Origin of the sequence: Janthinobacterium sp. SUN206, assembly GCF_030587305.1 — a bacterium.
In the GTDB taxonomy this organism is placed as follows: domain Bacteria; phylum Pseudomonadota; class Gammaproteobacteria; order Burkholderiales; family Burkholderiaceae_D; genus Janthinobacterium; species Janthinobacterium kumbetense.
This window is the reverse complement of the sequence record NZ_JAPWIB010000007.1, coordinates 207,489-221,638: the sequence shown is the minus strand read 5'-3', so window position 1 is coordinate 221,638 and position 14,150 is coordinate 207,489. Positions and strand designations below refer to the sequence as shown.

The following is a 14,150-nucleotide window of genomic DNA, read 5'->3' as shown; positions in this document are numbered from 1 at the left end:
TTTCGTCTTGCGTTACGTCAATTACTTCGTCGGCGCATCCTTCAAGTGCGGCTGGCGCGCCACGGGCGGGAAGGTGCCGTGGCGGCCTGCGGCAAATGTCGCTTCCGTCTGCGATGGCTCCACCGGCACGGACACCTTGCGCACCTTGGCCACCTGCGCCGCCGTCACGGGCGTGCCGCGGTTGCCCCAGCTGGTCTGGATGAAGGTCACCACCTGGGCGGTCTGCTCATCGTTGAAGATGTCGGCATACGGCGCCATCGTCAGCGCCGACGGCGCCGTGCGCGTGGCGGGCACGGCGCCGCCCGACAGCACGATGTTGATGGCAGACGTGGGATCGTTCGTCTGCAGCACGGCATTGCCGGCCAGCGCAGGGAAAGCCTTGTCGTAGCCCTTGCCGTCGGAACGGTGACAACCGGCGCAACGGTCCAGGTACAACTGCGCGCCCGTGGAATTGACGATGCCGCTGAACAATTGTTTGCCCAGCTTGTCGTCCGCCACGAAGGCAGGCGTGGCCGGATTCGATGGCGGCAACGATTTCAGGTATTTCGCCATCGCCGCCAGGTCGCCATCCGTCATGTGCTGCATGGAGTGGGCCACCACGTCGTTCATGGCGCCGAACGAGGCCGTATGGCTGTTGCGGCCCGTCTTGAGGAATTCGGCGATCTCCGCCGCGCTCCAGCGCGCCAAACCGCCGCCGTGTTCATTGCGCAGCGAGGGCACGGACCAGCCGTCGATCACGCCGCCGCCCGCCAGGAAGGTGGTATTGCCCTCGTCCGTCAGCGATTTTTCCTGCATGCCCACGCCGCGCGCCGTATGGCAGGCGCCGCAGTGGCCCAGGCCCTGCACCAGGTAGGCGCCGCGCAGCAATTGCGCGTCGCCCGTGACCGGCGTTTTATACGGCTGCGGCGTGGGAGCGAAGGCCCAGCGCCAGATGGTCAAGGGGAAACGCATCGACAATGGCCACGGGATGTCGGCCGCCTTGTTCGGTGTCGGGTCCGCCTTCACGCCATGCATGAAATAGGCATACAGCGCCTGCATGTCCGCCTCGCTCAGGCGCGAGTACGACGGATACGGCATGGCCGGATACACGGTATAGCCGTGCTTGGTCACGCCCGTGCGCATCAGCTTGTCGAAATCGGCAAAGCTCCAGTCGCCGATGCCGGCCTTCTTGTCCGGCGTGATGTTGGTGGAATACACCTTGCCGATCGGCGTTTCCATGCCCAGGCCGCCCGCGAACGGACGGCCTTTCGTGCCGGCCGTATGACAGGCGATGCAATCGCCCGCACGGGCCAGGTATTCGCCCTGGCGTATCAGCTGGGCGTTCGGAGTGGTGGCAGCGGCCGTGGTGGCGGACCAGGCAGTGCCGGAGGCGAGCGCCAGCAGCAGCGCGCCCACGGTATGGGTGAATGTGTTGTTCATCTTCTTGTTCTTTATCAAGCGACCAGGGGACGGGGATCTTTCAGGTATTGCTCGCGGATGGCCTTGGCCGACCAGTAGGTCAGCGCGCAGGCGAGGCCCGTCGGGTTGTAGCCGATGCCGACCGGGAACACGCTGGAACCGACGGCAAACACGTTGTGCACGTCCCAGCTCTGCAGGTAGCGGTTGACGACACTGGTCTTGCGGTCCGCGCCCATGGCCGTACCGCCCGCCCAGTGGGTGGTCTGGTAGTTGCGCAAGTCGAGGTGGTCGCCCACGTTCTTGACGGACACCTTGATAGCTTCCGGATTCATGGCCTCGGCCACCTTCATCATCTTGTCGGTGACGAAACGGCTCATCTTGATGTCGTTTTCCTTCCAGTCGAAGGTAAAGCGCAGCAATTGCTGGCCATACTTGTCCGTGTAGGTGGGGTCGAGGTCGACATAGCAGTCGCGATACGTCATGTTGGCGCCGTGGCAGTCGAAGGAGACCGTGTTCAAATAGCTCTTCTTGACGGCCTTTTTCCAGGCCGAACCCCAGGCGGGCGTGCCGTCCGGCGTGGCGATGCCGGAAATCGGCTTCGAGCCGGCCGGGTTGCACCAGGCGGGCGAGCCGCCCACAAAACCCAGCGGGCCATGGTCGAAGTTGTCGCCATTCCAGTCATCGAGCGCGACGCCGGTGCCGCCGGCGCCGATGAAGGGGTTCGTGTTCGTGTCTTCCTTGAAGAAGGTCTGGATGGTGGACATCATCTGGTAGGCGATGTTGCGTCCCACCACGCCTTCATTGCTGACGGGGTCATATGGCTTGCCGATGCCCGACAACAGGAACAGGTGCGCATTGTTGTAGGCAAAGGCGCTGGCGATGACCAGGTCGGCCGGCTGCTCGACGGCCTTGCCGTCCGCATTGATATAGGTCACGCCCGTCGCGCGTTTTTTGCTGCCGTCGAGGTTGATGCGCACGACGTTGCAGTTGGCGCGCAATTCGAAGTTGGCCACCATGCGCAGGGCCGGCATGATGTTGACGTTGGGCGAAGCCTTGGAATAGTTGTAGCAGGCATAGCCGGAGCAGAAGCCGCAGAAGTTGCACGGCCCCATCTGGCAGCCGTACGGATTCGTGTACGGACCGGACGCGTTCGACGAAGCGTTGACGAACGGGTGGTAGCCGACGGCCTTGGCCGCGCGGCGGAACAGTTCGGCCGTGTACGGCACTTTTTGCGGTGCCAGCGCGTAATTGTCGGAGCGGTCGCCCTCGAACACATTGCCGTCGCCGACGACGATGCCGTTGACCTTATATGCCTGGCCCGAGGTGCCGAAGACTTTTTCCACAAAATCGAAGTGCGGCTCCAGCTCGGCGTAGGTCACGCCAAAGTCCTGGATCGTCATGCCTTCGGGGATGAATTTCTTGCCGTAGCGGCGTTCGTAGTGGCTGCGGATTTGCAGCTCTTCCGGCAAGACGCGCCAGTGCATGCCTGACCAGTGCAAGCCCGCGCCGCCCACGCCCGTGCCGGGCTTGAAGGCGCCGATCTGGCGGTAGGGCACGGCCACGCCCGTGATGCTGTGGCGGAAGGTGAACGTGCTTTTCGACATATCCTGGAACAGCTTGCTGCGCTGGATGTAGGTCAGCTCGTCGAGGGTCTTCGGATAGGCGCCGTCGGGATAGGTGTCGCGGTACTCGCCGCGTTCCAGCGCGACCACGTTCAGGCCCGCTTCTGTCAATTCCTTGGCCATGATGGCGCCGGTCCAGCCGAAGCCCACAATCACGGCATCGACAGGCTTCATTTTTACATCTGGTTTGATATCACTCATGATGATTTTTCTTTTTCTTTGATCTGCTACAAAAAGTCTTATGCGATAGAAACAGGGGGCAGCGGGTATTTCTTGCCATACTGTTCCACCCAATCCATGTAGTCGGCGCGCGCGCCGGGGAATCCGACCATCTTCCAGGCCAGCATGTCCTTGTTGCCGCCGTGCACGGGATCGCAAAAGTAACCTTCGCGCGTGTTTTGCAGCAGCTGGTTGAAGAAGACTTTGGCGGGCACTGCGCCGATGTCCAACGTCCCCTTTTGCAATTGCGTGATGACGGCGTCGCGCTCGGCCCCGTTCAGCTGCACGAAAGGCTTACCGGACTGTTTATGGACGGCTGCGTTGACGCCGGCCAGGGCGCTCTTGTACAGCTCGCGCGGCGCCATGTGGAACTGGTAGCCGAACTGTTCGATCGACGGCACGAACGGTCCCTGCATGTACCACAGCGCGCCATACGCGTAGGGCGTGTTCATCTGCGCATCGATGAATTCATGCGCGCCCGATTCCAGCGCGCCCGGCCCTTCGCCGTCGGCGGGGATCAGGCGGTCGACCAGCGCCGTCAGGGTGGCCCATTCGGTGGCGTCGAAAAAGCGCGGTTTGTAGGCAGGCTGGTCCTTGGAGACGGCCATGGCCAGACCGCCGCCGGCGCCGGCCAGCAAGGCCACGGCAGGCGCGGCGCCGACGGCCTTGCGCAGGAAGTTACGCCGATGGGGCGAAATCCCGATGATTTTCATAGGTTTTCCTCAGGCGGCACGAGCCGCCACAGTGATGGATGTGGAAGTCAGAAAGAAAATGCGGACACGCGCCGCGGAGAGTGCAGATTTCACGTAGAGATGACTGGAGTATCGCGGCGCGGCGTACCTGCCTGTCGGTTAATTGATCAGGATGATTGACAAGCAGTTGCTTTGCATTTACGGTGCGCATCGTACCATAATTAAAAGAAACATTCAGAGACAGGTTAGACGTGATCAAAAAAGAGGCAGTGGCGCGTGGCCGCCCGCGCAAGGCAGGCGTGGAAGATGCGGTATTGGAAGCGATCGTCATGCTGGTGCGCCTGCATGGGCTCGACGCGGTGACGATACAGATGGTGGCCGACGCTGCCGGCGTGGGGCGCCAGACGATCTACCGGCGCTGGCCGCGCCGCGAAGACATGCTGCTCGACGCGCTCGTCAAGCGCACGGCGGAAAAGCTGCAGCGCGCGCTCGACATGCCGGACGGCCAGGAAATCGAGGCGATCTGCGCGCGCATCTTCGACAACCTGAACGCCGACGGCCGCTTCACCTGCGATTTACTTGTGCTGATCCACAACGATGCGGCGGCGCAACTGCGCTTTCGCGAGCAGATCGTCGCGCCGTGGATCAGCCTGGTGGTGCAGCGCCTGCTCAACATCGGCGTGCGCGCCGACCTCGACCTGCGCCTGTTCGCCTTCATGCTGCAATCGGCGCTCGTGTACCAGATGCAGCTGGGCGGCCAGCTCGATGCGGCCTTGCAGGAACGGTGTTGCCGCTTTATCCGCAGCATGCTCTAGATTAGCTGGCTATAATCGTGGCGAGTCCCCTCACGCCACCATCAGAAAGCCAGCCCATGAGCCATGTATTTCCCGCCAGCCTGCAAGCGCCGCGCAGCCGTTTGAGCAGCAACGGTCCCGAACTGTCGCGCATCGTCGCCGGCATGTGGCGCATCGGCGAGTGGAATATGTCTGCGCAGCAACGCCTGGCCTTCATCGAGCAATGCCTGGCGCTGGGCGTATCGAGCTTCGACCATGCCGACATCTATGGCGATTACAGCGCCGAAGGCCTGTTCGGCGAAGCGCTGGCCCTGCAGCCGGGCTTGCGCGACAAGATGGAGCTGGTCAGCAAATGCGGCATCAAGCTGCTGTCGCCGCACCGTCCCGGCCATGCCATCCATCATTACGACACGAGCGCGGCGCACATCACCAGTTCCGTGGAACACACCTTGCGCCAGTTGCAGACGGACCGCCTGGACTTGCTGCTGATCCACCGCCCCGACCCGCTGATGGATTTCGACGAAATCGCCGGCGCCTTCACGCAATTGCAAGCGGCGGGCAAGGTCTTGCACTTTGGCGTGTCGAATTTCAGCCGCCACCAGTTCGAATGCCTGCACCGGCGCTTCCCGCTGGTGACGAACCAGGTGGAATTTTCGCCGCTGCACGTGACGCCGCTGTTCGATGAAACTTTCGACGGCTTGCAGGACGTGGGCGTGGCGCCGATGATCTGGTCGCCGCTGGCGGGCGGGCGGCTGTTCCAGGGCGGCGATGCGAATGTGGAGAACTTGCGCAATGTCATCAAGCAGATCGCGGATGAACTGCAGCGTCCGTTTGCCAGCGTGGTATTCGCCTGGATCATGCAACTGCCATGCCGCCCCCTGCCGCTGACGGGCACGGGCCGCATCGAAGCCGTCGGCGTGGCCGTGGAAGGCACGCAATTTTCGCTCAGCCGCAGCGACTGGTTCGCCATCCTGCGCGCCGCGCGCGGGCACGAGGTGGCTTAGTCTATCTCGTCCGGGTCGTTGAAGACTTGCGGCAACGCAATACCCCGCCAGCCCAGGTGCCACGCCAGGTTGAGCGCCAGGGTGGCGCCGATGTAGACGGCGAAGAACAGCGCGAAGAAGCTGGTCTTCAGCCACACCAGCAGCGCGACGGCGACGATCAGCACCAGCAGCGCGGCCAGGCTTTTCTTTTGCTTGGAGCTGGGGAAGCGCAAGGTCGACACCATCAGGCTGCCCACACCCACCAGCAATAGCATCAGCAGATAGCTGTGCAGCATGGAATCGATGGGTGCCGGCCAGGCCACCACGACGGCCGCCACGCAGGCGGCCCCGGCCGTGATCGGCATGCCGACGAAATACAGGGGATCCGTCCGTCCCACGTTCACATTGAAGCGCGCCAGGCGCATGGCGCCGCACGCGACAAAGAAGAAGCTGGCCATGCCGCCAAAGCGCAGCAGCAGCGGATCGTGCACGCCCATCTGCACGAAGCCATAGCAGTACAGCAATACGGCCGGGGCGCAGCCGAAATTCATCACGTCGGCGATGGAATCGAGCTGCACGCCGAACTGCGAGCTGGTGTTCGTCAGGCGCGCCACGTAGCCGTCGAGCGCGTCGAACACGCCGGCCAGCACCAGCAGCGCCGCCGCCAGCCGGTAGGCATCCGCGTCGCCGACAGTCGCGTTATCGACGGAAATGACGATGCTGGCAAAACCGCAGGCTATCGAAAGCAAAGTCACCATGCTGGGCAAGGCGTATTTGGCGCGCTGCAGGCGCGACTTGGGCAATGTGTTCAAATTTGTGGGCAATCAAAGTAGCGGAAATGAGGCAACGCAGCGGCAAACGCTGCACTATGCTCATTCTACCCTGTGCAGCTGCGGCACCGTCTGCGCACGAGCACGCGACATATCTTGTCATTGATGCTCTACGGCACATAAAAATGCCTTAGAATCGTTTCACAGGGCAGCACGCCGGCCCCCACCGCTGCCCGCCTACCTATACAGGAGTCAACTTGATTGTCTCGTCACTGCGTTGGAAGTACTGGATACCCGCCCTGCTGAGTGCAGCCCTGCTGAGCGCCTGCGGCGGCGGCGATAACGGCGGCAAGACGTCGCTGAACACCTCGCCCCAGGCCGGGCAGCTGACACAGGAGCCGGGCGCTCCCGTCCTCAGCAACAATATCGCCACCGATGGTTTCAACTGGATCAATTACCGGCGCAGCCAGATCGGCCTGGCGCCGCTGGTGCGCAATAGCCAGATCGACAACGCGGCACTCGGCCACTCCAATTATCTGAACAGCAATAATGTGGTGGTGCACAATCAAGTCAAAGGCAAGCCCGGCTTTACCGGCGAAACACTGTATGACCGCCTGACCGCGTCCGGCTATGGCGTCACTTCCGTCTGGGGCGAAGTCATCGCGGGCATGGCGACCAATTCCGGTTTCTACATGGCGGAAAACCTGATCACGGCCGTGTATCACCGCTTCCTCATCTTTGAACCGGTCTTCAAGGAAGGCGGCGCCGGTGCGGCCGTCAACAACAGCGGTTACGCGTATTTCACCACCGACCTGGCGGGCAACAGCCGCTACGGTCCCGGCTTGCCGGCCGGCCAGATCGTCAGCTACCCGTTCGACGGACAGACCAAGGTCGCCACCAGTTTCGCCAGCAATGAAGAGGAACCCGATCCCGTGCCCAACCAGGACGTGGTCGGCTACCCCATCAGCGTCCATGCGAATTTCGACGCCACCCTCAGCGTGACGGCGTTCACCGTGCGCCAGCGTGGCGCCGGCGCGGACCTGGCGGTACGCCTGCTCAGCAAGGAAACCGATGCCGTCAATACATCGCGCTCGGTGGCCGCCATCATCCCGCTGGCCCCCCTGCTGGCGGCCACCACCTATGACGTGAGTTTCATCGGCAAAGTCAATGGTGCGAGCGTCACGCGCAGCTGGTCATTCACGACGCGTTAGTCTGGCAGCGTCTGCCAAGCGGACGCAGTAGCGAGGGCAACTGGATGTAAAATAGTGGATATTGCATGAATGCAATTGACAAGTTTTGGGGCCCTCTGCACACCAGGCATGATGAAACCACACGCCACTTGCGATGATGATGCCGCCCTCGCGGCATCCGACATGGTCCGCATTCTCGATGTCGAGAACGGACTGGGCCGCATCATGGGCGACCGCATCCTGTACCTGAAAATCCTGCGCCGCTTCCTGCATGACCACGGCACCACGCCGTGCCAGATCCGCGCCGAATTCGACACGGGCAACTATGCCTCCGCGCGCCTGAAGGCGCATACCTTGAAGGGCGCCGCCGGCATGATCGGTGCGCACCACGTGCACGGCCTGGCGGAGACGCTGGAGTCGGCACTGCGCGCGCAAGCGCCCGACCTGGCCCGCCAGATGCTGCAGCTGGAACTGGCCCAGGATCAATTGCTGGGCGCGGTCAGCAGCATGCTGGGCACGCCGGAGGCGACCCATACGGCGGCGCAGGACGTGGCGCCCGATCCGGCCGCGCCCGCCATCCAGCTGCTGCTGGCGCGCCTGGCCAGCCACCTGCGCGAAGGCGACGGCGCGGCCATCGACATCCTGGAAAACTCGGCCAGCCTGCTGGCGGCCAGCCTGGGCGTGCACGTCTACCAGGAAGTGGCGGCTGCCGCGCATGAGTTCGACTACGACGGCGCGCTGGCGGCGCTGTTGCGGCGCCGCTAGCCGCCCCCCTCAAGGGTGGTATTGCGCCTCTTCCGCGTAAGCCATGCCACAGCTCTTGCCGCAAAAGCGGCGCACGGCGTCGAGCGGCTTGTCGCAGTACCAGCACGCGCCTTTCGGCGGCAAGGTGGCGATCAATTCCGGCATGGCGGGCAATCGTCGCGCCACGACCTCATCCCCGCATTCCACGACATCCGGCTGTTTGCTGTCCATGGCGCTTCCTTTCCTAGCGGCACTTCAAGGCCGCTCAGCAAGATTACGTCAGCGCAGTTTGAAGCCCATGACATTTCTCAACGGCGGCCACGCTTGCCCCATCGGCGCCTTGAAATTTCCAAACGACAACGTTGTCACTTCACACTACAATCGGTGTTCCGTTCACTTGCGCGCCTGCCATGAAACACATCCCCCTGCTGCTCTCCTGCTTGCTGCTCAGCGCCTGCGCCACGCGCACGCCCACCGCCTACACCCTCAATTCGGGCGCCGAACGCACGCCGGAACAATTGGCGGTGGTGTTCGAACACGCCGACCTGACCTTGCGCATCGACCCGGTCAGCCGCAGCATCGCCGGCGACGCGCGCCTGACCTTCCTGGCGACGCAGCCGATCTCGCGCTTCGCGCTGGACCTGGACCGCAACCTGCCCGTCGATGCCATCGAAATCGACGGCAAGGCGCTGCGGCCGCAAGACTACGCCAATCCGGACGGACGCCTGAGCATGACCTTGCCGGCCCCCCTCGCGGCCGGCGCGCGCACCACCATCCGCGTCGTCTACCACGGCGTGCCGCACGTTGCCGTGAAGGCGCCGTGGGATGGCGGCATGGTGTGGTCGAGCACGGCCGATGGCGCGCCGTGGATCGCCAGCGCCGTGCAAGGCGAAGGCTGCGACCTGTTCTGGCCCTGCATCGACCACCCGATGGGCAAGGCCCAGCTGATCGACCAGCACATCCAGGTGCCGGCGCCGCTGGTGGCGGCCGGCAACGGCGTCGCGCTTGGCATGGATGAGGCCGACGGCTGGCGCACTTGGCACTGGCGCGCCAAGCACCCGAGCACGTATGGCATCGCCCTCAACGTGGCGCCCTACCGCAGCTTGCAGGGCGAGTATGCCAGCCGCTACGGCAACCGCATCCCCCTGCAATTCTGGTATCTGCCGGAAAGCGAAGCCAAGGCGGGCGCCCTGTTCGCGGAATTGCCGCCCATGCTCAATTTTTTTGAAAGCGTCATCGGCCCCTACCCGTTTGGCGATGAAAAGGTCGGCATCGCCGAAACGCCGCACAAGGGCATGGAACACCAGACCATCAATGCCTATGGCAACAAATTCGCCAAGACCAGCTATGGCTACGACGAGCTGCTGCAGCATGAATTTGCGCACGAATGGTTCGGCAACCAGCTCACCAACAGCAACTGGGACGATATGTGGCTGCACGAAGGTTTCGGCACCTACATGCAACCGCTGTACATGCAATATCTGCGGGGGGAGCAGGAATATTTTGCTGCGTTGCAGCAAATGCGCGCCGGCATCGTCAACAAGGCGCCCATGGTCTCGGGCAAGCCGAAAAGCGAGGAAGAGGTCTACGACCTGAAAAAGGGCGGACCGGGCGGCGACATTTATGTGAAAGGGGCGCTGGTGCTGCACACCTTGCGCGGCCTGATCGGCGACGACGCCTTCTTCCGCGCCGTGCGCCTGCTCGTCTACGGCACGGAACAGCCGCAGCCGGGCCAGTTCCAGCCCCGCTATGGCAGCACGCAGGAATTCATGGCCATCGTCAACAAAGTCACGGGCAGCAATTACGACTGGTTTTTCCAGACCTATCTGTACCAGGCCGCGCTGCCGGAGCTGTCCGCCGTGCGGGACGGCGACACCCTGCGCCTGCTGTGGAAGACGCCTGCCGACCTCGCCTTCCTGATGCCGGTGGAAGTGCGTATTGGCAAGGAAATCCATACCGTTTCCATGGCGCTGGGCTTTGGCGAACTGCCCCTGCCGGCTGGCGCCACGTACACGCTCGACCCGCGCTCGCGCGTGCTGCGGCGGGCCGAGCATATCGAAGCCTTCCAGACATTCAGGGAAGAGCAGGCCAAGCGCAAGAAGAGCTGAGCTGCAGCAAGCCAGGGCGGCCGCTATTTCCGGAAACTGCGCACCGCGTCATTGGCATTGTCGGCAATGACTTTTTCCAGCTTCGGCTGTCCCGCATACTTGGCGGACAGCCGTTTCCACTGCCGCTGCGCCTGGCCGCAAAAAGCGGCCACGGCTTGCGTGATCTCGCGCTGGCGCGCCTTGTCGTTGTCATCCCACTCGCCGGCAAAATGTTCGCACATTTGCGCATGATCAATGAACTGCACCACGTCGCGCGGCAGCTTTTCCTCTGCCTGAGTCAGCAAGGGCAGGCAGCACAGCGCGGCAGCGATCAACATTTTCATCGTGTGCCCTTACTTGCCGATGCAGAAACGGCTGAAGATCACGCCCAGCAGATCGTCAGGCGAAAACTCGCCCGTGATGCTCGACAGCTGCACCTGCGCCAGGCGCAGTTCTTCCGCAAACAGGTCCAGCGACTGGTCGTCCTGCGCCGCGTGTTCGGCGGCGATGTCCAGGTGCTTGCCGGCCGATTTGAGCGCGATCAAATGGCGTTCGCGCGCCAGGTACAGCGATTCGCCCGTCTGCTGCCAGCCGGCGATGCGCAACAGCTCGGCACGCAGCAAGTCGATGCCGATGTGCTCGTGCGCGGACAGATACACGTGGGTGGCGTCGGGCAGGCTGTCGACGCTGGGCTTGTGGCCCGACAGGTCGATCTTGTTCCACACGCGCACCACCGGCACGCCCTCGGGGAAGGCGGCGACGATGGTTTCATCGGCCAAGGTGGGGCCATGATCTGCGTCAAGCAAGTGCAGGATCACATCGGCCTTGCCGATCTCGCCCCACGTGCGTTCGATGCCGATGCGCTCGACGGCGTCGATGGTGTCGCCCGCGCTGCGGATGCCGGCCGTGTCGATGATGTTGAGCGGAATGCCTTCGATCTGGATGGTTTCGCTGACCTTGTCGCGCGTGGTGCCGGCGATCGGCGTGACGATCGCCACGTCGGCGCCCGCCAGCGCGTTCAGCAACGATGATTTGCCCACGTTCGGCTGGCCCGCCAGCACGACATTGAGGCCTTCGCGCAGCAGCGCGCCCTGCGCCGCCTGCGCAAACACTTTATGCAACGCTGCGATGACGGCTTTCAATTGGCCGCGCGCATTCGATTTTTCCAGGAAGTCGATTTCCTCTTCCGGGAAGTCCAGGGTCGCCTCGACCAGCATGCGCAGTCCCGTCACCTGTTCGACCAGCGCGTGGATGGTGTTCGAAAACGCGCCCGACAGCGATTGCGAAGCGGACTTGGCGGCCGCTTCCGTGGAGGCGTCGATCAGGTCGGCCACGGCTTCGGCTTGCGCCAGATCAAGCTTGTCATTCAAAAACGCGCGACGCGTGAATTCGCCCGGTTCGGCCAGGCGCAAGCCGCTGTCACGGCCCGCTTCCAGTACGCGCGCCAGCAGCAGCTGCAGCACCACGGGGCCGCCGTGGCCCTGCAATTCCAGCACGTCTTCGCCCGTGTACGAATGCGGGCCCTTGAAATGGATGGCGATGCCCTGGTCGATGATGGCGCCGTCGCTTTCCGTGAATGGCAAATAGGTGGCGTGGCGCGGTTTCAGCGCCTGCGCGCCGAACAGGGCCGTCATTAACGGAGCGAGGTTTTTGCCGGAGGCGCGTACCACGCCGATGCCGCCGCGCCCGGGAGCGGTGGCGATGGCGGCGATAGGGGAAGAGTCGAGTTTCATGGGGATATTGTAGATTATTCGGGAAAGGCTGCGGGAGCCGCACTATTTTCAGCGACAAACCGGGTGCACATGAAGGGGGCAGTGGAAAACCGGCAAAACCCACTTTTTTTGACATCGTAGCCACTGGGTAGGATGTCAAAAAAAAGCCCGCGCGAGGCGGGCTTTCGATTCGCTGGCCGGACTTACTTGACGGCAGGCGCGTATTTCTTGGTGATCACCCATTGCTGGCCGATCGACAGGACGTTGTTGACGACCCAGTAGAGTACCAAGCCCGACGGGAAGAAGAAGAACATCACCGAAAATGCCAGTGGCATGAACAGCATCATCTTCGCTTGCATCGGATCGGCCGGGGCCGGGTTCAGCTTGGTCGTGATGAACATCGAGATCGCGTACAGCACGGGCAAGATGCACCATGGGTCATGCTGGGCCAGGTCGGTAATCCAGCCGATCCATGGCGCGCCGCGGATTTCCACGGACGCGTTCAAGACCCAGTACAGGGCGATAAAGACGGGCATCTGGATCAGGATCGGCAGGCAGCCGCCCAGCGGATTGATCTTTTCCGTCTTGTACAGCTCCATCGTGGCCTGGTTCATCTTTTGCGGATCGCCCTTGAAGCGTTCGCGGATCGCTTGCATCTTCGGCGTGACCAGTTTCATCTTGGCCATGCTGCGGTAGCCGGCGGCCGACAGCGGGAAGAACAGCAGCTTGATCAGGATCGTGAAGGCGATGATGGTCCAGCCCCAGTTGCCCAGCACGCTGTGGATCTGTTCCATGACCCAGAACATCGGCTTGGCGATGATGGTCAGCCAGCCATAATCCTTGACCAGTTCCAGGCCAGGCGAGACGTTTTCCAGCAGGTGCGCGATTTGCGGACCCGAGTACAGCTTGCTGTCCATGCTGGCCGAAGCGCCTGGCGCCAGGGTAGGCAGGGGCAGCACGTTGCCGATGGCGTACAGGTTGGGGCCGACCTTCTTCGTGAAGATGTCGCGCTTGGCGTTCTCAGGCGGAACGAAAGCGGACACGAAGAAGTGTTGCGAAATCGCAAACCAGCCGCCATTCGCCGTCGCCGGGTGCAGGCCCTTCATGGCATTGTCGTTGCCCTTCTTCTCGTCTTCCAAGGCCGCTTTTTCGATTTTCTCGAACGTCAGCTTCTGGTACTTGTCTTGCGGCGTGTACAGGGTCGGGCCCGTGAAGCTGCTGTTGAAGAAGGAGTCGCCGACCGGCTTGTTGCCGTCATGCGTCAGTTGCAGATACAACTGCGGCGTGACAGGGGCCGCGCCCACGTTGGACACGTCATGGCGCACGTCGATGACGTAATCGCCGCGCTTGAAGGTAAACGTCTTGGTCAGCTTGACGCCGCCTTCGACCGCTTCCATCACCAGTTGAATTTGCTTGCCATCGGCCAAGGTACGCACGCCAGGCTGCACGGTGAAACCGCTCGCATGGGTAGGGAAGGGACCGCCGACCAGGCCCGATTGCGCCAGGTAGGTGTGGTTCGCGCCTTCGTCGAACAGCACTTCGTTTTGCTTGCCGTCGTCCGGCTGGCATACCTTGAACAGGCCGAAGCAGCCGCCAAACCAGCCCGGATTACCCGCGCCCTTGAATTTCAGCAATTCCAGACGCTTGACCTGGCCGCCCAGGGTGTCGATATCGACCTTGATGACGTCGGTGGTGATGGTAATCACTTCGCGCTTGAACGCGGCGGGATCGACAGCGTCACCCGGCAGGGCAGGCACGCCTGCCGCGGCTGGCAAGGCAGCCGTCTTGGCAGGGGTCGCAGGCGCCTTGGCGGTTTGTTCCGTGTTCGCGGAGAACATCGACGGCTTGCCGTTCGAGATCATCCATTCGTTCCAGAGAATTACCAGCGAGACGGAAAACACGATCCACAGGATGGTACGTTTATTGATATCCATTAGGG

13 protein-coding genes are annotated in these 14,150 nt (G+C 62.7%); 5 read left to right on the top strand and 8 right to left on the bottom strand.

Annotated elements, in window-relative coordinates; genetic code table 11:
- Window positions 1-21 precede the first annotated feature (21 nt).
- The 3 genes from O3300_RS28185 to O3300_RS28175 are packed head-to-tail and all read right to left on the bottom strand — an operon-like array spanning window position 22 to window position 3,952.
- A complete protein-coding gene (locus O3300_RS28185) occupies window positions 22-1,419 on the bottom strand; it encodes a cytochrome c (RefSeq protein WP_305054732.1) in 1,398 nt (465 codons plus the stop codon).
- Window positions 1,420-1,433: 14 nt separating this feature from the next.
- Window positions 1,434-3,221 (bottom strand): GMC family oxidoreductase, encoded by a 1,788-nt coding sequence (locus O3300_RS28180; protein WP_257218818.1) that lies wholly within the window; start codon window positions 3,219-3,221, stop codon window positions 1,434-1,436.
- A 38-nt stretch (window positions 3,222-3,259) separates the two neighbouring features.
- Complete coding sequence (locus tag O3300_RS28175; RefSeq protein WP_305054731.1) at window positions 3,260-3,952, bottom strand: gluconate 2-dehydrogenase subunit 3 family protein; 693 nt, start codon at window positions 3,950-3,952, stop codon at window positions 3,260-3,262.
- Window positions 3,953-4,182: 230 nt separating this feature from the next.
- Here O3300_RS28175 and O3300_RS28170 point away from each other — a divergent pair, with 230 nt between their 5' ends.
- Both O3300_RS28170 and O3300_RS28165 read left to right on the top strand, forming a co-directional pair.
- Entirely contained in the window at window positions 4,183-4,746 is a 564-nt protein-coding gene (locus tag O3300_RS28170; RefSeq protein ID WP_218965297.1) for a TetR/AcrR family transcriptional regulator, read from the top strand.
- A gap of 56 nt (window positions 4,747-4,802) precedes the next feature.
- Window positions 4,803-5,729, top strand: a complete 927-nt coding sequence (locus tag O3300_RS28165; protein ID WP_305054730.1) for an aldo/keto reductase family oxidoreductase — start codon at window positions 4,803-4,805, stop codon at window positions 5,727-5,729.
- On the opposite strand, the gene pssA is transcribed toward O3300_RS28165, so the two are convergent.
- Entirely contained in the window at window positions 5,726-6,466 is a 741-nt protein-coding gene (gene pssA, locus O3300_RS28160) for a CDP-diacylglycerol--serine O-phosphatidyltransferase (protein ID WP_305054744.1), read from the bottom strand. The two genes, O3300_RS28165 and pssA, sit on opposite strands and share 4 nt — an antisense overlap.
- A 269-nt stretch (window positions 6,467-6,735) precedes the next feature.
- Between pssA and O3300_RS28155 the strand changes: the two genes are divergently transcribed.
- Together O3300_RS28155 and O3300_RS28150 are read left to right on the top strand one after the other, a co-directional pair.
- On the top strand, window positions 6,736-7,689 hold the full coding sequence (locus O3300_RS28155) for a CAP domain-containing protein (protein WP_369812329.1): 954 nt from the start codon (window positions 6,736-6,738) through the stop codon (window positions 7,687-7,689).
- Window positions 7,690-7,797: 108 nt separating this feature from the next.
- Window positions 7,798-8,433 carry an Hpt domain-containing protein gene (locus O3300_RS28150; protein WP_099666169.1) on the top strand — a complete coding sequence of 212 codons (636 nt, stop codon included), beginning with the start codon at window positions 7,798-7,800 and terminating at the stop codon, window positions 8,431-8,433.
- A 9-nt stretch (window positions 8,434-8,442) separates the two neighbouring features.
- Here the strand turns inward: O3300_RS28150 and O3300_RS28145 are convergent, their stop codons facing one another.
- A complete protein-coding gene (locus tag O3300_RS28145; protein WP_077408887.1) occupies window positions 8,443-8,643 on the bottom strand; it encodes a hypothetical protein in 201 nt (66 codons plus the stop codon).
- Window positions 8,644-8,822: 179 nt separating this feature from the next.
- On the opposite strand from O3300_RS28145, the gene O3300_RS28140 reads away from it, so the two are divergent.
- Window positions 8,823-10,520, top strand: coding sequence for a M1 family metallopeptidase (locus O3300_RS28140; protein ID WP_305054729.1), 1,698 nt, complete (start codon window positions 8,823-8,825; stop codon window positions 10,518-10,520).
- 23 nt (window positions 10,521-10,543) lie between these two features.
- Here the strand turns inward: O3300_RS28140 and O3300_RS28135 are convergent, their stop codons facing one another.
- The 3 genes from O3300_RS28135 to yidC form a co-directional block, all read right to left on the bottom strand.
- Window positions 10,544-10,843: a hypothetical protein gene (locus tag O3300_RS28135; protein WP_251351658.1), complete on the bottom strand. Its 300-nt coding sequence runs from the start codon at window positions 10,841-10,843 to the stop codon at window positions 10,544-10,546.
- 9 nt (window positions 10,844-10,852) lie between these two features.
- On the bottom strand, window positions 10,853-12,232 hold the full coding sequence (gene mnmE / locus O3300_RS28130) for a tRNA uridine-5-carboxymethylaminomethyl(34) synthesis GTPase MnmE (RefSeq protein WP_099666166.1): 1,380 nt from the start codon (window positions 12,230-12,232) through the stop codon (window positions 10,853-10,855).
- A 182-nt stretch (window positions 12,233-12,414) separates the two neighbouring features.
- On the bottom strand, window positions 12,415-14,145 hold the full coding sequence (yidC, locus tag O3300_RS28125; protein WP_077408891.1) for a membrane protein insertase YidC: 1,731 nt from the start codon (window positions 14,143-14,145) through the stop codon (window positions 12,415-12,417).
- Window positions 14,146-14,150 lie beyond the last annotated feature (5 nt).

Coding starts and splice junctions, on each gene's coding strand:
- O3300_RS28185 (WP_305054732.1), bottom strand. CDS start 1,419: ATGAACAACACATTCACCCATACCGTGGGCGCGCTGCTGCTGGCGCTC.
- O3300_RS28180 (WP_257218818.1), bottom strand. CDS start 3,221: ATGAGTGATATCAAACCAGATGTAAAAATGAAGCCTGTCGATGCCGTG.
- O3300_RS28175 (WP_305054731.1), bottom strand. CDS start 3,952: ATGAAAATCATCGGGATTTCGCCCCATCGGCGTAACTTCCTGCGCAAG.
- O3300_RS28165 (WP_305054730.1), top strand. CDS start 4,803: ATGAGCCATGTATTTCCCGCCAGCCTGCAAGCGCCGCGCAGCCGTTTG.
- pssA (WP_305054744.1), bottom strand. CDS start 6,466: ATGGTGACTTTGCTTTCGATAGCCTGCGGTTTTGCCAGCATCGTCATT.
- O3300_RS28150 (WP_099666169.1), top strand. CDS start 7,798: ATGATGAAACCACACGCCACTTGCGATGATGATGCCGCCCTCGCGGCA.
- O3300_RS28145 (WP_077408887.1), bottom strand. CDS start 8,643: ATGGACAGCAAACAGCCGGATGTCGTGGAATGCGGGGATGAGGTCGTG.
- O3300_RS28140 (WP_305054729.1), top strand. CDS start 8,823: ATGAAACACATCCCCCTGCTGCTCTCCTGCTTGCTGCTCAGCGCCTGC.
- O3300_RS28135 (WP_251351658.1), bottom strand. CDS start 10,843: ATGAAAATGTTGATCGCTGCCGCGCTGTGCTGCCTGCCCTTGCTGACT.
- mnmE (WP_099666166.1), bottom strand. CDS start 12,232: ATGAAACTCGACTCTTCCCCTATCGCCGCCATCGCCACCGCTCCCGGG.
- yidC (WP_077408891.1), bottom strand. CDS start 14,145: ATGGATATCAATAAACGTACCATCCTGTGGATCGTGTTTTCCGTCTCG.